The organism is Ureibacillus sp. FSL K6-3587 (genome assembly GCF_038593165.1).
In the GTDB taxonomy this organism is placed as follows: Bacteria; Bacillota; Bacilli; order Bacillales_A; family Planococcaceae; genus Ureibacillus; species Ureibacillus suwonensis.
Window position 1 is genome coordinate 2,408,034 of the sequence record NZ_CP151969.1, and the last position, 20,993, is coordinate 2,429,026.

The 20,993-nt window shown below is 42.2% G+C and carries 17 protein-coding genes; 16 read left to right on the forward strand and 1 reads right to left on the reverse strand.

All coding sequences use genetic code 11. From position 1 onward, the window contains the following. The first annotated feature begins 2 nt into the window (after positions 1–2). The 7 genes from dnaE (at position 3) to NSS77_RS12025 (ending at position 9,214) form a co-directional block, all read left to right on the forward strand. Positions 3–3,074, forward strand: coding sequence for a DNA polymerase III subunit alpha (gene dnaE / locus NSS77_RS11995; RefSeq protein ID WP_342468939.1), 3,072 nt, complete (start codon positions 3–5; stop codon positions 3,072–3,074). 189 nt (positions 3,075–3,263) lie between these two features. Continuing rightward, positions 3,264–3,911 carry a GntR family transcriptional regulator gene (locus NSS77_RS12000; RefSeq protein ID WP_342468940.1) on the forward strand — a complete coding sequence of 216 codons (648 nt, stop codon included), beginning with the start codon at positions 3,264–3,266 and terminating at the stop codon, positions 3,909–3,911. 24 nt (positions 3,912–3,935) lie between these two features. Next, complete coding sequence (gene accD, locus NSS77_RS12005; RefSeq protein WP_342468941.1) at positions 3,936–4,808, forward strand: acetyl-CoA carboxylase, carboxyltransferase subunit beta; 873 nt, start codon at positions 3,936–3,938, stop codon at positions 4,806–4,808. Beyond that, entirely contained in the window at positions 4,801–5,766 is a 966-nt protein-coding gene (gene accA, locus NSS77_RS12010) for an acetyl-CoA carboxylase carboxyl transferase subunit alpha (protein ID WP_342468942.1), read from the forward strand. The genes accD and accA overlap by 8 nt, the downstream gene beginning before the upstream one ends. A 165-nt stretch (positions 5,767–5,931) precedes the next feature. Beyond that, complete coding sequence (gene pfkA / locus NSS77_RS12015; RefSeq protein ID WP_342468943.1) at positions 5,932–6,891, forward strand: 6-phosphofructokinase; 960 nt, start codon at positions 5,932–5,934, stop codon at positions 6,889–6,891. A 28-nt stretch (positions 6,892–6,919) separates the two neighbouring features. Beyond that, positions 6,920–8,680, forward strand: a complete 1,761-nt coding sequence (gene pyk / locus NSS77_RS12020; protein WP_342468944.1) for a pyruvate kinase — start codon at positions 6,920–6,922, stop codon at positions 8,678–8,680. Positions 8,681–8,824: 144 nt separating this feature from the next. Then, on the forward strand, positions 8,825–9,214 hold the full coding sequence (locus NSS77_RS12025; RefSeq protein ID WP_342468945.1) for an FxsA family protein: 390 nt from the start codon (positions 8,825–8,827) through the stop codon (positions 9,212–9,214). Here the strand turns inward: NSS77_RS12025 and NSS77_RS12030 are convergent. Beyond that, on the reverse strand, positions 9,201–10,169 hold the full coding sequence (locus NSS77_RS12030; RefSeq protein ID WP_342468946.1) for an AI-2E family transporter: 969 nt from the start codon (positions 10,167–10,169) through the stop codon (positions 9,201–9,203). The genes NSS77_RS12025 and NSS77_RS12030 overlap by 14 nt on opposite strands. Before the next feature lie 268 nt (positions 10,170–10,437). Here NSS77_RS12030 and citZ point away from each other — a divergent pair, with 268 nt between their 5' ends. The 9 genes from citZ to NSS77_RS12075 all read left to right on the forward strand — a co-directional run bounded on the left by citZ (position 10,438) and on the right by NSS77_RS12075 (position 20,868). Next, a complete protein-coding gene (gene citZ, locus NSS77_RS12035; protein WP_342468947.1) occupies positions 10,438–11,553 on the forward strand; it encodes a citrate synthase in 1,116 nt (371 codons plus the stop codon). 104 nt (positions 11,554–11,657) lie between these two features. Further along, a complete protein-coding gene (icd, locus tag NSS77_RS12040) occupies positions 11,658–12,923 on the forward strand; it encodes an NADP-dependent isocitrate dehydrogenase (RefSeq protein ID WP_342468948.1) in 1,266 nt (421 codons plus the stop codon). 153 nt (positions 12,924–13,076) lie between these two features. Then, positions 13,077–14,015: a malate dehydrogenase gene (gene mdh / locus NSS77_RS12045; RefSeq protein ID WP_342468949.1), complete on the forward strand. Its 939-nt coding sequence runs from the start codon at positions 13,077–13,079 to the stop codon at positions 14,013–14,015. A gap of 81 nt (positions 14,016–14,096) precedes the next feature. Then, a complete protein-coding gene (locus tag NSS77_RS12050) occupies positions 14,097–14,537 on the forward strand; it encodes a MaoC/PaaZ C-terminal domain-containing protein (protein WP_342468950.1) in 441 nt (146 codons plus the stop codon). Between the two features lie 57 nt (positions 14,538–14,594). After that, on the forward strand, positions 14,595–15,302 hold the full coding sequence (locus tag NSS77_RS12055; RefSeq protein WP_342468951.1) for a response regulator transcription factor: 708 nt from the start codon (positions 14,595–14,597) through the stop codon (positions 15,300–15,302). Then, entirely contained in the window at positions 15,299–16,750 is a 1,452-nt protein-coding gene (locus tag NSS77_RS12060) for an ATP-binding protein (RefSeq protein WP_342468952.1), read from the forward strand. The genes NSS77_RS12055 and NSS77_RS12060 overlap by 4 nt, the downstream gene beginning before the upstream one ends. Before the next feature lie 683 nt (positions 16,751–17,433). Further along, positions 17,434–18,696 (forward strand): group II intron reverse transcriptase/maturase, encoded by a 1,263-nt coding sequence (gene ltrA / locus NSS77_RS12065; protein WP_342471271.1) that lies wholly within the window; start codon positions 17,434–17,436, stop codon positions 18,694–18,696. A 196-nt stretch (positions 18,697–18,892) separates the two neighbouring features. After that, the gene (gene hflK / locus NSS77_RS12070) at positions 18,893–19,864 is read left to right on the forward strand and encodes an FtsH protease activity modulator HflK (RefSeq protein ID WP_342468953.1); all 972 of its coding nucleotides are present in this window, start codon (positions 18,893–18,895) and stop codon (positions 19,862–19,864) included. Continuing rightward, the gene (locus NSS77_RS12075; protein WP_342468954.1) at positions 19,861–20,868 is read left to right on the forward strand and encodes a protease modulator HflC; all 1,008 of its coding nucleotides are present in this window, start codon (positions 19,861–19,863) and stop codon (positions 20,866–20,868) included. Before hflK ends, NSS77_RS12075 begins: the two co-directional genes overlap by 4 nt. The last annotated feature ends 125 nt before the right edge of the window (positions 20,869–20,993 follow it).

Genomic DNA, 20,993 nt, shown 5'->3' on the forward strand with positions numbered 1-20,993 from the left:
AGATGTCCGTTTATCCGCAAATACGAACAAGTGCAGATTTATTAAAAAGTACGATTCGTATGGAAGAACTCATCCCTTTTTTAGTTGAACAAAAGGCAGAAGCTTGTGCAATCGTCAATTCGAAATTGTACGGGCTTTTGCCTTTTTACCATGGATTAAAAAAGGCAGGGATTCATCCCGTCATTGGCCTGACCGCCAAAATACAATCCGGCCGCATCGTTCTGCCCCTTCTGATTTACGCACGGGACAACATCGGCTATAAAAATCTGTTAAAAATCTCAAGCAGCATTGCCATAAGAGATGATGAACATTTGCCGATCCAGTGGCTAAAAGGCTACTCGGAAGGCATTTGCATCGTCATTCCCGCCATCGATGATGATGGGGTTTGGTTGGAGAATGCCTCCATGATTGAATTGTTGAAGGGGATTTTCCACGGTCGGTTATGGTTGGGGATTTCAAGAATAGGCGGGGAAAAATCCGCATTTGAAAGCGAAGTCCTCCGTTTTAGTGAAACATTACATATTCCGATTCTGGCACTTCATGAATGTTTATATTTAAAGCGGGAAGATGCCTTCAGTTATCGGGTGGCCAGAAGCATCGATCTGGGTGTCAAACTGAGTGAACAATCATCTTTGAAAGAAGAAGGGCACCATTATACCCCAACCCGGGAAGAATGGATGAAATGGTTTCAAGACCGCAAAGAATGGTTGGAAGAAAGCAGAAAGATGCTTCTCGGATGCCAAGTGGAAATTGAGCAGAAAGGACATATCATGCCGAAATATCCTTTGCCGGAAGGACAAAGTGCCGAACAGGTGTTAAAAAGGCTTGCGTTAAAGGGCCTAAAAGAACGCTTAAAAACGGATTCCCCCAATGAAATTTACGTGAACCGATTGAATTATGAACTGGAAATCATATGTTCCATGGGCTTTTCGGATTATTTTTTGATTGTGGCGGATTTTATGAATTATGCCCGCAGACAACATATTTTAACAGGACCTGGAAGGGGTTCGTCCGCAGGCTCCCTGGTCGCTTATTCCCTGTACATCACCCAAGTGGATCCGATCCGATATGGATTGTTGTTTGAGCGGTTCTTGAATCCCGAGCGGGTGACCTTGCCGGATATCGATATAGACTTTCTCGATACGAGAAGGGAAGAAGTCATCGAATATGTGGCAAAAAAATATAGGGAAAAGCATGTGGCACAAATCATCACCTTCGGAACGCTGTCAGCAAAGGCCGTAGCCCGGGATGTTGCAAGAATGTTCAATTTCGAACCGGATACCCTTGAAATGATTTCCCGCTTTATTCCGAATAAGCCGGGCATCACATTGATGGAAGCATATAAGACGAATGAGGCTTTCAGAAATTGGGTCGGAGGGGAAGGAATCCGGAAACGCTGGTTTGAAACGGCGCTGAAATTGGAAGGCTTGCCCCGGAATGCTTCCACCCATGCGGCAGGAGTTGTGTTAAGCCCGGTTCCTTTGGTGGAGGTCGTTCCGATCGAAAAGGGGCATGACGGCATTTTTCTGACCCAATGGCCGATGCAGGAAGTGGAACAAATGGGCCTGCTAAAAATGGACTTTTTGGGATTGCGCAATTTAACGATGATTGAACAAATTCAAAAAATGATTTACTACACCCGAAATCGGCGTATCGATCTCAATGAGATTCCCCTTGATGACAAACAAACCTTTGAACTTTTGCAAAAAGGGGATACGTTGGGGATTTTCCAGCTGGAATCGGAAGGGATGAAAAATGCGCTGAAGGAAATTGTCCCTACCCAATTTTCCGATATTGTCGCGGTGAATGCCTTATACAGACCCGGACCAATGCAGTTTATACCGGTTTATGCGGCAAGAAAAAAGGGGCTTGAGCCTGTTATTATGCCCCATGCGGATTTGGAGCCGATCCTGAAAGAAACGTACGGCATCATTGTGTACCAGGAACAAATCATGCAAATTGCACACATTTTGGCGGGATTCTCCCTGGGACAGGCCGATTTGCTAAGAAGAGCGGTCAGCAAGAAAAAGCGGGAAGTGTTGGAAGAACAAAGAGTCGCTTTCGTCAATGGTGCCATTAACAAAGGATACGGCAAAGAAGTGGCGGAATCGATATATGAACAGATCGTCCGCTTTGCGGATTACGGATTTGCGAAAAGCCACGCAGTAGCTTATAGCATGATTTCCTATCAAATGGCCTACTTAAAAGCCCATTTTCCTTTGGAGTTTTACGCGGTGATGATGACTTTTGCAACGGGAAATCAAGATAAGTTGTTCTCCTTTATTGTGGAAGCGAGAAGCAAGGGCATAAACATTTTGCGTCCATCCCTCCATAAAAGCGGCAGAGTGTTTACCGTGGAAAACGGAAGCATCAGGTTCAGCTTATCAGCCATATCGGGCGTCTCCCAATCCTTTTTGCAAAAATTGATGGAGGTTCGAAAGGAGCAAGGCAAGTTTTCCGACCTGTTCGATTTGGCCGTTGCATTGAGCGGGAAATATTTCACGCGAAAATCCATCGAACCCTTGATCAAAGCGGGGGTGCTCGACGACTTCGGCAAAGACCGGGCAACGCTTCTAGCGACGATTGAAGCGGCGGAAAAACATGCTGGAATCGTCCGGCCGACAGAAGATGAGGATTTATTCACTTCGCAGGCTTCTTTGTTTGGAAAGCCGAAATATATGGAAGTTCCACCGGTTCCCAATAAAATGAAACTCCAATTTGAAAAGGAAGTATTAGGGTTTTATTTGACGGAACACCCGGTTGAAACCGTGCGCAAACGTCTGCATGTCGATACCAACATTCTTCAGTTGAAGCGGGCACCGCAGGACACTTATGTGAAATTTGCCGGAATGGTGGAATCCATTCGTCAACTCCGCACGAAAAACGGAGAATTGATGGCCTTTGTTCAAGTGCAGGATGAGTATGGTTCGATATCCACCACGATTTTTCCGAAACAATATAATGAATGCATGGGTTGGCTGAGAGAAGACCTGCTAGTCTATCTGGAAGGAAAAGTGCAATACCGTTTTAATCAGCCTCAAATTATCATAAAAATAATTAAATTGCTTCAATAACGAGAGAGTTTTTATCAGAAATCACAGAAACTGTGCGTTTTTGCACAGTTTTTTCTTTACAAAGGAGAAAACATTTTGTAAACTGGAACAAAAGTGGTCTGACCACTTTTTGTCGAAATGGTGAACTTCTCTGAACTATCCTTTCCAACGGGATCGGAATAAGGGGTTGTTAAAAAGATTAAAGTGAACATGAATGAGAAACAGGAGAACAAAAAAGTCTTTCTGGAAATTGTCAGCAAATTGAAAGACTTGATTATTAGGGAAAAACTGCAACCGGGTGACAAACTGCCTTCCGAGAGAGTTTTATCAGAGATGCTGGGTGTCGGCAGATCTTCGGTGAGGGAGGCGCTCCGCAGCTTGGAATTGCTGGGCATTATTGAAACCCGGCATGGTGGAGGCACTTTTTTGACCTCTTCGCAACAATACCGGCTTGTGGAATTATTGGCGACTTTTATTTTGCAAGAAAATCAATCGATACGTGATGTCCATAAAACCCGGGAAATTCATGAAAAAGAAGCGATACGCATCATTTGTGCAAATAAACGGTTAAGGGAACTCCCCGTTTGGGAAAGCTTATTTTTAAAAATTGAATTGGAAACGGAAGTCATTCGGGATCATATTTTGCGCGAATTATTGATCGCCTCTGAAAATCGTTTGGCTTTGCGCATATGGATTCAACTCGCCGCTTATAACGCAGGTGCATTAAAAAAAGTGACGACGGAGGAAGAAAAACCGATTTTGCAAAGATTGTTGACCTCATTGCGGCTCGGTTATGAAAAAGAAGCTTTAAAAGCATATACCGAATGGCTGGACTACTTAAAGCTCCGTGAAGAATAAAAATGATTACTAGGGGGAAAAAACGTGGCGATAAAAGATTTGCTATCTTTAAATCGTAAAAAATCGAAAGGGGCCATTTTAAATCCGAAAAAAGAAAGTTCATTTCCGGCGGATTTAATGACAAAATGCCCATCATGCCGAAAAATCTTTTTAACGAAAGAAGTGGAAACGAATTTTAAAGTATGCCCAAACTGCGACCATCATTTTAAAATGACGGCATGGGAACGGATCGACTCTTTTTTGGATGTGGAATCATTTACACCTTTTGATGAACATTTGCGCACGACGAATCCGCTGAATTTCCCTTCTTACATCGAAAAAGTGGAAGCGGATATGAGAAAAACGGGATTGTCCGAAGCGGTTTTAACCGGAAGCGGAACGTTGAAAGGGGAAAATGTGGTTGTAGCGGTGATGGATTCCCATTTCAGAATGGGTTCCATGGGTTCCGTTGTCGGTGAAAAAATTACGCGCGCAATCGAAAAAGCGACGGAAATGCAAGTGCCGTTCATCATTTTCACTGCAAGCGGCGGTGCACGGATGCAGGAAGGCGTCATCTCGTTAATGCAAATGGCAAAGACGAGCGTTGCATTAAAACGGCACAGCGATGAAGGGTTGCTCTTCATTTCCATCATGACGGACCCGACAACCGGTGGAGTGTCAGCAAGCTTTGCATCCCTCGGGGACATCAATATTGCCGAACCTAAAGCGCTCATCGGTTTTGCCGGGAGAAGGGTGATTGAACAAACGGTGAGGGAAAAGTTGCCTGATGATTTCCAAACGGCAGAATTTTTGCTCGCCCATGGCCAACTGGATGCCATTTTCCATCGCAAAGAAATGCGGGATAAAGTGGCGACGATTGTGAAATTGCACAAGAGGGGAGGAGTATCTCATGTCTAAACCTTTATCATTTGAAGAGCCGATCATTAAACTGAGAGAAAAAATAGATGAATTGAGGGAATTGGCCAAAACGGCGAATGTAGACATGTCCGATGAGATCCGGACATTGGAAGAACGGTTGCGCCAATTGGAAATCAAAATTTATTCGAATATGGAACCTTGGAATCGGGTGCAAGTGGCGAGACATCCGGAGCGGCCAACCACCCTTGATTATATTGAGAAAATATTTACAGATTTCATCGAATTGCATGGTGACCGATACTTTTCCGATGATGAAGCGATCGTCGGAGGAATCGCGTCCTTTGAAGGGCAGCCGGTGACCATTATTGGCCATCAGCGCGGAAAAGGAACGAAGGAAAATATTCGCCGGAATTTCGGTATGCCCCATCCGGAAGGGTACCGCAAAGCGCTACGTTTAATGAAACAAGCAGAAAAATTCAAACGCCCGATTATTTGCTTTATTGATACAAAAGGGGCTTATCCGGGAAAAGCGGCGGAAGAGCGCGGGCAAAGTGAGGCGATCGCCAAAAATTTATTTGAAATGGCCGGACTTAAGGTGCCTGTCATCAGCGTGGTCATTGGTGAAGGGGGAAGCGGCGGAGCTTTGGCATTGGGCGTGACAAACCGCATTTATATGCTGGAAAATTCCACATACTCCGTAATTTCTCCGGAAGGTGCCGCCTCCATATTATGGAAGGATGCAAGCCTTGCAAAACAAGCGGCGGAGGCAATGAAAATCACTGCCCAAGACTTGAAGGAAATGGGCATCATCGATGAAATCATTCCTGAAGTGCCTGGAGGGGCCCACCGCAATCCGGCTGAACAAGCAAACATATTAAAAGAATACTTGAAAAAAGGGCTGGACGAATTGACGGTCATGTCAGAAGAAGAAATTATCCAGGATCGCTATGATAAATTCCGTCAAATTGGGGACTATATTGAAGAAAATGTTCAATAATGTTTTCACCCTTTACAATGACAAAATCCAAATTTATCAGGATTTTGTCATTTTCATTTCCAAGGTTCGTTTATAATGGGAGTATAATAAAGTGATTGAATTTACTTGTTCCAAAGGAAATTTTTTATGATATTGTTAAACTTATTAAAGATTGGAGGGAGAAATATGAAACGGATTGGCGTATTGACGAGCGGCGGCGATGCACCTGGCATGAATGCGGCCATTCGTGCCGTCGTGCGAAAAGCGAACTACCATGATGTTGAGGTTTATGGAATCTATCATGGATACGAAGGCTTTATTCAAGGTAAAATGGAATTGTTGGATCTTGGTTCCGTTGGCGGAATTATTCAACGGGGGGGAACGAAACTTTTTTCATCCCGTTGCCCAAAATTTATGGAAGAAAAATACAGACTGCAGGGGATAGAAAAAATGAAAGAGGCGGGAATCGATGGGCTGATCGTGATCGGGGGAGACGGTTCCTACCGCGGGGCTTATGAATTAACGAAATTGGGCTTTAAATGCATCGGTGTACCTGCAACAATCGATAACGATATTCCGGGCACGGATTTTACCATTGGTTTCGATACGGCGTTAAATACGGTAGTCAATGCGATTGACAAAATCCGTGATACAGCCACAAGCCATGAGAATACCTTCATCATTGAGGTGATGGGAAGAGATGCCGGCGACCTTGCATTATGGTCAGGGCTTGCGGCTGGCGCAGAATCTGTTATTATACCGGAGGAACCCTTTGACTTGGATGATATCATTGCCCGCTTGAAACGGGGAGAAGCGCGCAAGAAAAAACACAGCATCATCATTGTTGCCGAAGGAGTCATGCCTGCCTCCCAACTGGCCGATATGATAAAAGAAAGAACCGGTATTGATATAAGAATTACCGTGTTGGGACATATTCAAAGGGGAGGCTCCCCAACAGCCTTTGACCGGGTCCTTGCGAGCCGGCTGGGCGCTTATGCGGTGGAGTTATTGTTGGAAGGCAAGACTTGCCGTGCAGTGGGTATAAAAAATCAAGAAGTTTATGATTATGATTTACAGGAGATTTTTACAACAAAGCATCAAGCGGATATAAGCTTATATACTTTATCAAAAGAACTTTCAATATAAATATATTTAAAAGATGGAGAGAATGGATATGAGAAAGACAAAAATTGTTTGTACCATTGGACCTGCAAGCGAATCTCCAGAAGTTCTTGAAGAACTGATGAAAGCAGGGATGAATGTAGCGAGATTGAACTTTTCCCATGGCACTCATGAGGAACATGCGATGCGCATTGCGACCATCCGGGATGTCGCCAACCGGTTAAATAAGATTGTCGGCATTTTGCTCGATACAAAAGGTCCGGAAATCCGGACACATGATATGAAAAACGGGGAAGTCCATTTGCAAACGGGACAAGTCATCGATATTTCGATGAAAGAAGTGCTCGGCGATGAAACATGTTTTTCGGTTACGTATGACCAATTGATATATGATGTGGATCAAAACGATATTATTTTATTGGATGACGGACTCATTCAGTTGCGGGTATTGGCGAAAGATTACGAGAAAGGATTAATTCATACAATCGTTGAAAATGCCGGCGTTTTGAAAAATAAAAAAGGTGTAAACGTCCCTGGAGTTTCCATCAAATTGCCTGGAATTACCGAAAAAGATGCGAAGGATATTCTATTCGGCATAGAACAAGGGGTCGATTTTATCGCCGCTTCCTTTGTCCGGACAGCGAAAGATGTGCTGGAAATCCGTGAATTGCTTGAACAAAATGGCGGTGGGCACATCCAAATCATCCCTAAAATCGAAAACCGTGAAGGCGTAGATAATATCGATGAAATTATTGAAGTTTCCGATGGATTGATGGTTGCCCGGGGAGACTTGGGGGTGGAAATTCCGGCAGAAGAAGTTCCGCTTGTTCAGAAAGCATTGATCAAAAAATGCAATCAATTGGGAAAACCCGTTATCACGGCAACCCAAATGCTTGACTCCATGCAGCGGAATCCGCGTCCAACCCGCGCGGAAGCAAGTGACGTCGCCAATGCCATTATGGATGGTACGGATGCGATCATGCTTTCCGGAGAAACGGCTGCAGGATTGTATCCGGTGGAATCGGTAAAAACGATGAACCGTATTGCGGAATTTACGGAAAACTCATTGGACTATCGCACCATCGTCCAAACAAGAAGCCGTGAAAAAGAAACGACAATGACAGAAGCCCTCTCCCAAGCCGTTTCATATACTTCCATCAATCTTGGGGTAAAAGCGGTACTTGCCCCGACAGCAAGCGGCGTTACAGCCAAATTGATCGCAAAATACCGCCCTGGCGTACCGATTATCGCCATTACGGATAGCCAGTCCACTGCGCAAAAATTAACACTGGTTTGGGGAGTATTACCAATTGTAACCCATAAAGCAAAAACAACGGATGAAATTTTGGAACTTGCCGTTGATGAAGCATTGAAACATGGTTATGTGGATCATGGTGATGTCGTGATCATTACAGCGGGCGTTCCAGTCGGCGAATCAGGTACGACAAACTTGATGAAAGTCCATGTGATCGGCGACCTGTTAGCCCGCGGACAAGGCATCGGCAAACAATCGGTCGTAGGCAAAGCGGTTGTTGTGAAAAATGCGGAAGAAGCGCAAGCCTACGATGTGGAAGGAAAAATTCTTGTAACGGTCGGAACGGATCGGGAAATGATGCCGGTGATTGAAAAATGTGTCGGCATCATCACCGAAGAGGGAGGCTTAACAAGCCATGCGGCCGTTGTCGGTCTCAGCTTGGGGATCCCTGTCATCGTGGGTGTGAAAGAAGCAACCTCACTCATCCGGCACGGACAGGAAATTACGATGGATGCGGAAACCGGCGTTATTTATAAAGGACATGCAAGCGTCTTGTAAGCATGATCAAATGAAAGGCTGTTTAAAAAGGAGCATACTTTTTAAACAGCCTCAATTTTCATCATGCGAAAATTTATTGAAACTTTTTTCCTATCTTTTTCGTATTTACTTTATGAGAAAAATGACTCTAATGGAGGGTATTCGTTGAGAAAAATCTTCTTCATCAGTATTTTGTTTGTTTTGTTTGAAATTGCCATGTTTATCATAGTCGGAAATTGGCTGGGTGTTTTAAGCACGTTACTGCTTATTATATTGGCAAGTTTAGTGGGAGTTGTGATTACGAAAAAACAAGGTTTAAAATCCCTTCAAAATCTCCGGGACAGCATTTACCGGGGAGAACCTCCTGGGCATGCGATGGTTGATGCATTTCTCATATTTTTGGGAGGCGTATTATTTATTTTGCCCGGCTTCATCTCTGATATTATCGCCTTTACGATGGTCCTTCCATGGACACGACAGTTGTACAAGCCGATGATCGTGGAATGGATCCGAAGAAAAATGGAAAACAATCAGGTCATCATTATCCAGCGTTAACACTTTGTTTAATTTTTACTGCAATCAATAACAAAAATGGACTCAGTATAATTCCATAGACGCCAAATAACAGAATGGAGGCAGCGCTGATGAAAAATGTGTGGACCGTCCGCAATTGAAAGGTGGACGCCCATAGCAATGATTCAGTCAGCTGCCTTGTAATTTGTATAAAAACATAGAGCAATAGCAATGCAAAACATAGAAACTTTTCTCCTGTTACAAAAAAGTAGATGGCGATCGGAATCAGAAATAAACCGATTCCGAAAAACGGCAGGACATCTGCAAAAGAAATCAAAAAGGCTTTGTTCACCGGTTTCTCAAATTGCAGCAATGCAAGTCCAATGCTGAGAAGAAAAAAAGTGATGATAAACAACTGGAAATTGACGTACAAGAAATAGCTGAATAGATTTGTAGCTTTTGTGAAATACTGTTTCCAACTGCTGCGATATGATTTCGGAACATAGATGAAAAACCAGTACCGGTCCCTTTTTGATTCAAACAGGGAAAAGTAGAAAGCTACCAGAAAAACAAAAATTTCAAATACATATTGAAAGATGTTCTGCAAATAGCCTGCCATGCCCATGATTGCCGTATCGATGTATGTCAGCGACTCGTTAAAGATATTTTCCAAAAGGAAAACATATTTGGAGTCAAAAAATTGTAGATCTTCCACTTGTTTTTTCACTTCAGGATAAATGGAGATAATGCTTTGAATTGTAATATAAAAGAAGGAATAAAATGATATGAAAATTAATATAGATATAATGATGGCACTTATAATATAAGGTAGTTTCAATCGCTGATTGCAAAAGTGAATAATGGGATATAATAAATATGCACAGAATATGGCCAACGAGATTGGCAATATGAGCCAAAGCAAAGCAAAATATAATATGAGGGCCAAAAATTGGACAATATTTTTGTTGTAATAGACAGAAAATTTATTCAATTGCAATTATCATCACCCCTGAATCCAGTGAATATAATCTCGTTGAAGAACAAAAATTCTCGAAAACGCAGATTTTTTATTCGGTTTACTTTTTTTTCTTTATTTTTGAAAAATTATTCACAAAGACGTCAAAATTTATTATAATATTCGTTGTAAGCGATTTAATAATAGGTTCATTTTGAGCGAAACGACCGTAAGTGTCATAAAAGAAAAAGAAAGCACTTACAATTAGAATTTGCATTCATTAAATATTTTAGAGAGGGAGCGATTTTTTATGACAGCAACACGCGGTTTAGAAGGTATTATTGCTGCTGAATCCAAAATTAGTTCAATAATCGATGATACACTTACATATGTAGGTTACAGCATCGATGACTTAGCGGAAAACTCTTCATTCGAAGAAGTTATTTATCTGTTATGGCACCAACGTCTACCAAAGAAAGAAGAGTTGGAAGAACTTAAACAACAACTTGCTGAAAATGCGGAAATTCCTCAACAAGTGATCGATTTATTCAAAGCGATGCCTATTGACAAAGTGCATCCAATGGCAGCATTGCGTACTGCTGTTTCTTTATTGAGCGCATATGATGACGAAGCTGATGTAATGAGCGATGAAGCAAACTACAGAAAAGCAATCCGCATCCAAGCTAAAATTGGTACAATCGTAGCTGCATTCTCTCGCATCCGCAGAGGTTTAGAGCCAGTTGCTCCAAAACTTGAATTAGGATATGCAGCAAACTTCTTATATATGTTGCATGGCAAAGAGCCAGATCCAATCGAAATCGAAGCTTTCAACAAAGCATTAGTATTGCATGCAGACCATGAATTGAACGCTTCTACATTCACTGCACGCGTTTGTGTAGCCACACTTTCCGATGTATATTCCGGAATCACTGCTGCAATCGGCGCATTAAAAGGGCCGCTTCACGGTGGAGCTAACGAACAAGTAATGAAAATGTTGACTGAAATCGGTTCAATCGAAAATGTAGAACCTTATATCATGAATAAATTAAACAACAAAGAAAAAATCATGGGCTTTGGTCACCGCGTATACCGCAAAGGAGACCCACGCGCGAAACATTTACGCGTTATGAGCGAAAAATTGACAAACCTAAAAGGCAAACCGGAATTATATGAAATGTCAGTGAAAATTCATGACATCGTTGTAGGTCAAAAAGGACTTCCAGCAAACGTTGACTTCTTCTCTGCATCAGTGTATGATTCACTTGATATCGAGCATGACCTATTCACACCAATCTTTGCAGTATCCCGTACATCAGGATGGCTTGCTCACATCCTTGAACAATATGCAAATAACCGCTTGATCCGTCCTCGTGCTGAATACGTGGGTCCTAAACATCAACAATATGTTCCAATCGAAGAAAGATAATTTTTAAATTGGAATGAAAAATTTTTAGAAAATATGCTAAAATACACTAGGACTGTGTTAGATCTAACACAGTCCTAGACTTATGAATATAGGAGGCAACATACATGACTAACGGTAAAATTGTGGTAGAAAATGGTAAATTAATTGTACCTAATAATCCAATCATTCCTTTCATCGAAGGAGACGGTACAGGTCCGGATATTTGGGCTGCTGCTGTTCGTGTGTTCGATGCGGCTGTAGAAAAAGCTTATAACGGAGAAAGAAAAATTCAATGGTTAGAAGTTCTTGCCGGTGAAAAAGCCTACAATCAAACTGGCGAATGGTTACCTCAAGAAACTTTAGATAAAATCAACGAATATTTAATCGCAATCAAAGGTCCTCTTACAACTCCAGTAGGTGGGGGAATTCGTTCTCTAAACGTAGCATTGCGCCAAGAATTAGACTTGTACGTATGCTTACGCCCTGTACGTTACTTCGACGGTGTTCCATCTCCTGTAAAACATCCTGAACATGTAGATATGGTCATTTTCCGTGAAAATACAGAAGACATCTATGCAGGTATTGAATACGAAGCACAATCTGAAGAAGCGAAAAAATTAATCAAATTTTTACAAGATGAATTCGGCGTTAAGAAAATCCGCTTCCCAGAAACTTCCGCAATCGGTATCAAACCGGTTTCCATCGAAGGTTCTGAACGCTTAATCCGCGCTGCAATCGAATATGCAATCCGCGAAGGCCGCAAATCTGTAACTTTAGTGCATAAAGGTAACATCATGAAATTCACTGAAGGCGGCTTCAAAAAATGGGGTTATGCATTAGCTGAACGCGAATTCGGCGATAAAGTATTCACATGGGATCAATATGACCGCATCAAAGCGGAAAAAGGTGTGGAAGCTGCCAACGAAGCGCAAGCTGAAGCAGAAGCAGCCGGCAAAATCATCGTTAAAGACACAATCGCTGATATCTTCTTACAACAAGTATTAACTCGTCCAAAAGAATTCGATGTAGTGGCTACAATGAACTTAAACGGTGACTACATTTCCGACGCATTGGCTGCACAAGTCGGCGGTATCGGTATCGCTCCAGGAGCAAACATCAACTATGTAACTGGCCATGCGATCTTCGAAGCAACTCACGGTACTGCTCCTAAATATGCAGGTTTAGATAAAGTGAACCCATCTTCAGTAATCCTTTCTGGTGTATTAATGTTTGAACACCTTGGATGGAAAGAAGCTGCTGACTTAATTACTAAATCCATCGAAAAAACAATCGCTTCTAAAGTCGTAACATACGACTTCGCACGTTTGATGGAAGGTGCGACAGAAGTGAAATGTTCTGAATTCGCAGATGCACTAATTAAAAATCTTTAATTTATAAAAGAAAAAGTTCATAAAAGTTTGAAGGATTTTCCAAAGCTTTTGTTGAATTCCAATAAACAAAGGGCCGTCTCAAGCGTTAAATTGGGACGACCCTTTTTGTATATACTTATATATAGAATTTATTTTGAATTGGGGGTAGTACATATGTCTTTGAAAAGAAAGAAAATTTCAGTGATTGGTGCAGGTTTTACAGGTTCAACCACCGCTTTTTTGTTGGCCCAAAAGGAATTGGGCGATGTGGTTTTGGTTGATATTCCTGAGGCTGAAAATCCAACGAAAGGCAAAGCTTTGGACATGTGGGAAGCGGCGCCGATTCAAGGCTTTGATTCATATGTCACCGGTACGTCAGATTATAAAGATACCGCTGATTCGGACTTGGTCATCATTACGGCAGGGGTTGCAAGAAAACCGGGAATGAGCCGGGATGATTTGGTTCAAATCAATCAAAAAGTCGTCAAATCTGTCACAAAAGAGATTATGAAACACTCATCAAATCCGACAATCATTGTATTAACGAATCCGGTCGATGCGATGACGTATGTTGCTTATAAAGAATCCGGCCTTCCGAAAAATAAAGTGCTGGGGCAATCGGGGGTATTGGATACAGCAAGATTTCGCGCTTTCGTCGCAGAGGAATTGAATGTATCCGTCAAAGATGTCTCCGGATTTGTATTAGGAGGGCACGGAGATACAATGGTTCCACTCACCCGCTATTCTTACGTCGGAGGGATTCCGGTTGAAACATTGATTCCAAAAGACCGGCTGGAACAAATTGTTCAAAGGACACGTGTCGGTGGCGGTGAAATTGTCAACTTATTGGGTAACGGTTCCGCCTATTACGCTCCCGCCGCGGCATTGGTGGAAATGGCGGAGGCCATCATCAAGGATCAGCGCCGCATTTTGCCTGCTGTTGCTTATTTGGAAGGAGAGTATGGTTTCGAGGGCATTTATTTGGGTGTGCCAACTCTGCTCGGCGCGAACGGGGTTGAGAAGATATTTGAATTGGATTTGACGGAAGATGAAAAAGCGGCGTTGAAAAAATCCGCCGAGTCGGTAAAAAGCCTCATGAGTGCCTTAAATTGATTCCTCTCTTTTATTGTGGCTATTTTCTGAAAAAATTGATACTATGAAATTGACGTCATTAATTTAGGAGGAATCATTCAATTGTTAAAAGGCACTAGAACCAAAATTGGCAAAAAAATCGATGAGATTGCAGTTGGCGAGAGGGTTCACTTGATAGAAACAATTGAAGACAAAGATTTACTTTTGTACTTGGGTTTGACAAATGACAATAATCCTTTGTATATCCAACACGACTACGCGAAAGAAACAGCTTTCAAAAAACCGATTGTCCCACCGATCATGTTGAATGGGATTGTGACAAGCGCGATTTCCAAGTATTTGCCCGGTCCAGGTTCGCATATTCGGGAGCAAAATTTAATATATTTAGAACCGGTATACCATTATGAAACCATCGAAATTTTATTGGAAGTTCAACATATCGATTATGAAAATAATTTAGTGAATATTCAAATCAATGGGATGAATAAAAACCACCAACATGTCATGCGAGGATTGGTAAAAGTAATGCCTCCAATAAAGTGAACAAATGATTGATTTGAAATGGGGGTTTCAAATCAAATAACAATCATGGAGGAAAAAATGACATCAAACAAGACAATTTTAGTTGTAGAAGATGAAGCATCCATTGCCACTTTGCTGAAATATAATTTGGAACGCGCCGGGTATGAAGTCCTGACAGCAAATGACGGGAAGGAAGGGTTTGAAAAAGCGCTCGATGAATCACCTGATTTGATCCTGTTGGATTTAATGTTGCCCTCGATGGACGGGATGGAAATTTGCAAAGAATTGAGAAGCCTGAAGAAAAATATTCCCATCATTATGTTGACGGCCCGCGGAGATGAATTTGACAAAGTGTTGGGACTGGAGTTGGGGGCGGATGACTATATGACAAAGCCGTTCAGTCCCAGAGAAGTCGTTGCACGGGTCAAAGCGGTTTTACGCCGGTTCCAGTCCGTCCAACCGGAACAGGAAAAGAAGAAGCATTATCAATTTGGAAAACTGGAAGTGTATCCTGAACGCTTTGAGGCTTTCTTAGACAACACGCCCCTTGATTTTACACCGAAGGAATTTGAATTGCTGGTGTATTTGATAGAAAACAAAAACCGGGTCTTAACCCGGGAACAATTGTTAAGCGCCGTATGGAATTACGATTTTGTCGGGGATACCCGGATTGTTGATGTGCATATCAGTCATTTGCGGGATAAGATCGAAGAAAATAGCCGGAAGCCGCGGTTTATCAAAACGATAAGAGGGATCGGTTATAAATTTGAGGAGCCTAAGCTATGAAATCACGAAATAATCGATTGTTTTTCATCTTCATTGCGCTGACTGGTTCTGTAATAGCTGTCCTTGGTATTGTACTGGGTCAGCTATTTCCTTTCTATATGGAAAGTTTTTTTTTAAAAAATGACATTCCTTTCACAGAGCAGCAAATTGAACAGCTCAAATACCAGTTGGCTTTTATTTTGGCGATTTTGCTGGTGTTTTCTTTTTTATTGATTGCTTATATTGCCAACCGGCTAATCAAGGAACTGCTGGATCCGATCGAGGATATTATTCATACTGCACGGGAATTGATCAAAGGAAATTATCGGGCAAGGGCTTATGCAAGCGGCACGGCAACCATAACCGAACTGAGAAAATCCATCAATATGCTTGCGCGCAATCTTCAGGAAATCGAAAAGATGAGAAAAGTGGAAAACGAGCGGCTGAAAACGTTGATTGAAAACATGGGGAGCGCCATTATGATGATTGACAGGGAAGGGACGGTTTCCATCGCCAATGCACAGTTTTTGGACGAATTTCAATTATCCTTGAATGAAGTGAAAGGCAGAAACTTTTTGACCCTTGATTTGCCAAAGGAGTTGGAATTATTTATTGACCATGTGTTTTTGACGGAGCTGCCTTATCGGAAACAGATTGAAATTGAAAGGAATAACGAAAAAATTTATAAACAGGTGTATGGGGCACCCGTGGTCGGCGAGCATGGGCGTTGGCTCGGAATTGTCATTGTCATGCATGATATCACTGAACTGATCCGTTTGGAGCAGATACGGAAAGATTTTGTTGCGAATGTATCCCACGAACTCCGGACACCGATCACTTCGATTAAAGGGTTTTCGGAAACGTTGTTGGATGGGGCTTTTGAAGATGAAAAAATGCTGTTGTCCTTTTTGGAAATCATATATCAAGAAAGCTACCGTCTCCAAATGTTGATCCAGGATTTATTGGAATTATCAAAAATTGAACAGCACGGTTTTATGGTGCAGTTGGCTCCGACCAGTCTGAAAGATGTGTTGATTCGGGCAGTGGAAGTCACAAGCCCGAAAATGGATGAAAAAAATATGGAATTTGATGTTGATATACAGCGGGATGTGAAAGTGCTCGGCGATGAAAACCGATTGATTCAAATTTTTACAAATTTGATCATGAACAGCATTACCTATTCCCCAAATGATACAGCCATTACTTTGCGCATTAAAGAAGATGAAAAATATGGGATCGTTGAAGTGGAAGATGAAGGGATAGGGATCGAGAAAAGTGAAATCCCACGCATCTTTGAACGGTTTTACCGGGTGGATAAAGCGCGGAGCAGAAATTCCGGCGGTACCGGGTTGGGGCTTGCGATTGTGAAGCATTTGGTGGAAGCGCACCGGGGAAAAATCGAAGTGGAAAGCGAAGTGGGCAAAGGAACTTGTATGCGGGTATTTATTCCTCTATACAAAGAAAATTAACAATCTCTTTACAATCATGATACGAAATCTTCATACTCGACGTGTAGAGTTTGAATCGAAACCCCCTTTTCAAATCGTCATTTTGTGATTTGAAAGTTGATCAAAAAAGCCGTCTGTCCAGGCGGCTTTTTTTGTTTGTGCGCCCGGCATGTACATGAACGATAGGGTGTAAGTCCCGAACCCCGAAGACAGAAGTAGAGGTTAGCTCAACGAAGGGTGTCCGTGGTGACGCGGAATCTGAAGGAAGCTGGAGGCAAAACACCGGTCCGAGGAACACGAACCTCATATAAGGCTAGGTATGATTGAGTGAGTTTGCAAAACAAAACAAAGCTCTTTCTGTCGAAGGTCATATCGAGTAGATGAGGCGGATAGATGGTGTGAAAGTGCATGTACTTACCCGGGGAGGTCTGGCGGATAGGTGAAGTACGCTTCATAACCTACTTAGTGATAAGTAGCTGAACCGTCAGAAGTCAGCAGAGGTCATAGTATTAGTTGGTCTAGAACAACTAAGAAGGACCGAACAATTAAGAGAGAATAGCCCTTGGCATTCAGTGAGTCATGATGAAACAGAAAACGTAGTACCTCACTTGAGGAAGGAAGCGGTGAATCCCGTGGGGGACCTCTTGGAGGGTGGAGTGACCACTGGCATAAAGAGAACAGCTATTCACGGAAGGAGAATAACGATGCTTTTGAATCAAATCCTGTCACGGGAGAACATGCTTCAAGCACTAAAACGTGTAGAACAGAATAAAGGAAGCCACGGAGTAGATATGATGCCCGTACAAAACCTACGACAGCACATAGTCGAAAACTGGCTATCTATTAAGGAGGCAATTCTCAAGGGAACTTATGAACCAATGCCAGTCCGCAGAGTCGAAATCCCGAAACCTGACGGCGGTGTTCGTTTACTAGGAATCCCTACCGTAACAGACCGTTTGATTCAACAAGCAATCGCCCAAGTACTTTCAAAAGTGTATGACCCTACATTCTCTGAAAACAGCTACGGATTTAGACCAAACCGAAGTGCCCATGATGCGGTGAAGAAAGCGAAAGAATATATAAGAGATGGACATCGATGGGTTGTAGATATGGACTTGGAGAAATTCTTTGATAAGGTCAACCATGACAGATTAATGGGTACACTCGCGAAGAGAATCCAAGATAAACCATTACTGAAATTGATTCGTAAGTATTTACAATCGGGAGTCATGATTAATGGTGTGGTGTCAAGCACATTAGAAGGAACTCCACAAGGAGGACCATTAAGTCCGCTACTATCTAACATTGTACTAGATGAACTAGATAAAGAATTGGAAAGAAGAGGACACAAATTCGTTCGATATGCGGATGACTGTAACATTTACGTGAAAAGTAAACGAGCAGGACTTCGCACAATGGCAAGCATTCAACGATTCATTGAAGGAAAACTACGACTGAAAGTAAATGAAAAGAAATCAGCGGTCGACCGTCCATGGAAACGTAAGTTTCTAGGATTTAGCTTTACCTATCATAAAGAGCCAAAGGTTCGTATCGCAAAAGAAAGCCTTAAACGAATGAAGAATAAAGTTCGTGAAATCACATCACGCAAGATGCCCTACCCGATGGAATACCGCATTCAGAAACTGAATCAATATCTAGTGGGATGGTGTGGATATTTTGCGTTAGCAGACACCAAATCTATATTCCTTGAATTAGATAAATGGATTCGTAGAAGACTTCGAATGTGTCTATGGAAGAACTGGAAGAAACCGAAAACAAAGACACGCAACCTTATTCAGCTTGGCGTACCACAATGGCAAGCGTATGAATGGGGAAATACTCGGAAGAGTTATTGGCGTATTTCAAATAGTCCAATATTACACAGAACCCTTGGTAACTCCTATTGGAGAAACCAAGGGTTGGAAAGTCTTGAAGCTCGTTATGAAAACTTGCGTCAATTATCTTAATTGAACCGCCGTATACGGAACCGTACGTACGGTGGTGTGAGAGGACGGGAGTTAATCGCTCCCTCCTACTCGATTGAAGTTTCCTGGGACTAAATGATTTTTTCTATCAATTTTTTTCATTTTTGTGAAACTTTAATGGCAAATGTAACGTAAATTAGCTAACGATTTCTTAAAAGAGAAAGAGAGGGAAAAGAGAATGAGCGTCAAAAGAGCATTGATGACAACCGGACTAACGATTCTCGCAATTATCGGACTTATTTGCATTTTTACTACTTGGTACACGGTGGATGAATCCGAACAGGCAGTTGTGATTACGTTTGGGCAAGCCACTGAAACCATTACAGATCCGGGTTTGCATTTCAAATTGCCTTGGCCGGTCCAAAAAGTTGAAGTTCTTTCAAAGGAAACGTACAGCCTTCAATTCGGGTATGAAACGACAAAAGACGGTGAAATCATCACGAAAGACAGTAAAACGAAAATGATTACCGGTGATGAAAACATTGTATTGACCGATTTGGTCGTGCAATACAAAATTTCCGATCCGGTGAAATATTTATTCCACTCGGAAAATCCGAAAGAGCTGTTGCACCATGCGACATCGAGCTCCATCCGTTCCATCATCGGAAGTTCAACGATTGATGAAGCATTAACGGATGGAAAATCAGAAATCGAACAAAAAGCGAGGGATTTATTAGTATCCTTAGTGGAAAATTATGATATTGGCGTGTCCATCCTGGCGGTGAAATTGCAGGATGTGGAACTGCCAAATGCGGAAGTTCGAGCCGCCTTCACGGCTGTGACGGATGCCCGTGAAACGAAAAATACAAAAATTAACGAGGCGAGAAAATACGAAAACCAAAAACTCAGTGAGGCCCAAGGGGAAAAAGATGCAATCATTTCCCGGGCCGAAGCGGAAAAAATCTCCCGCATCCAGCAAGCCGAAGGGGATGTGGCTGTTTTTAACAAGCTATACAGCGAATATGTCGGCAATCAAAAAATCACCCGCCAGCGTCTCATTTTGGAAACATTGGAAGAAGTGTTGCCTGGCGCAAAAATTTACATTATGAACGATGATGGGGAAACGTTGAAATATTTGCCGCTGCAGCCACAGCAACCGGCAACCCAAAGCACGGAAGAGAAGAGCAAAGAAGGGGACGGTAAACAATGAGCAACAACTATTATGACGGAGATTTAGAAAAATTTATCAAAAATCTTTTCGGAAATAAGAACAATAAAGAAAAGAAAAACGTCAAAGAAGCAAAAATCGTCAAAGAAAAGCCGCCGTTCAATCCGAAAAAATACGTGAAAACGGCAATCGTGCTTACCGCGATTGCAGCCGTCATCATTGTATTGCTTTCAAATATTTATATTGTAAAAGAGAATGAATATAGAATTGTCCGCCAATTCGGGGAAGTGGTGAAATATCAGGATAAGCCCGGCCTCTATGTGAAGATTCCGTTTATCCAAAGCGTGACGACATTGCCGAAAAATTTGATGGTCTACAACATGTCGGAAGAGGAAATCAATACGCTCGATAAAAAGCGCATCATCATAGACAACTATGCGGTATGGCGCGTGACGGATCCAAAGGCGTTGATTAAGAATGCAAGATCTTTGGTGAATGCGGAAGCCCGCATGGAAGAGTTCATTTATTCCGTATTGCGTACAGAGCTGGGCCAGATCAATTATGATGAAATCATCAATGATGAAAATTCCGGACGGGGCAGTCTATCGGAAAAAATCACAAATAATGTAAATGAATTATTGAAGAAAGACAATTATGGCATTGAAGTGGTGGACGTTCGCATCCGCCGTACAGACTTGCCGCAGGAAAACGAAGAATCCGTTTATAAGCGGATGATTTCAGACCGGGAATCCATCGCCCAAAAGTATTTATCGGAAGGGGACGCGGAGAAAAACCGGATTGAGGCCAACACCGACCGGCAAGTGCAGGAGTTGATTTCCACAGCCAAAAAAGATGCTGCAATGATTATTGCGGAAGGGGAAGCGGAAGCGGCAAGAATCTATAATGAAGCTTTCTCCAAAGATCCGGAATTCTATCAATTGTATCGCACATTGGAAACTTATAAGAAAACGATTGGCGATGATACAGTCATCATTATTCCGGCGGATTCTCCATATGCAAGAATTTTATCCGGTTATATTGATTAGTAAACTGCTTGAATGATGGAATATGCATGAAATTTTGCGTAAAAGGGCAAAGGGGAAACTTGTGTTTCTTCAATTGCCCTTTTTTTCGCATTTATTAAAAATACTTTGTTGGCAATTATTACAAC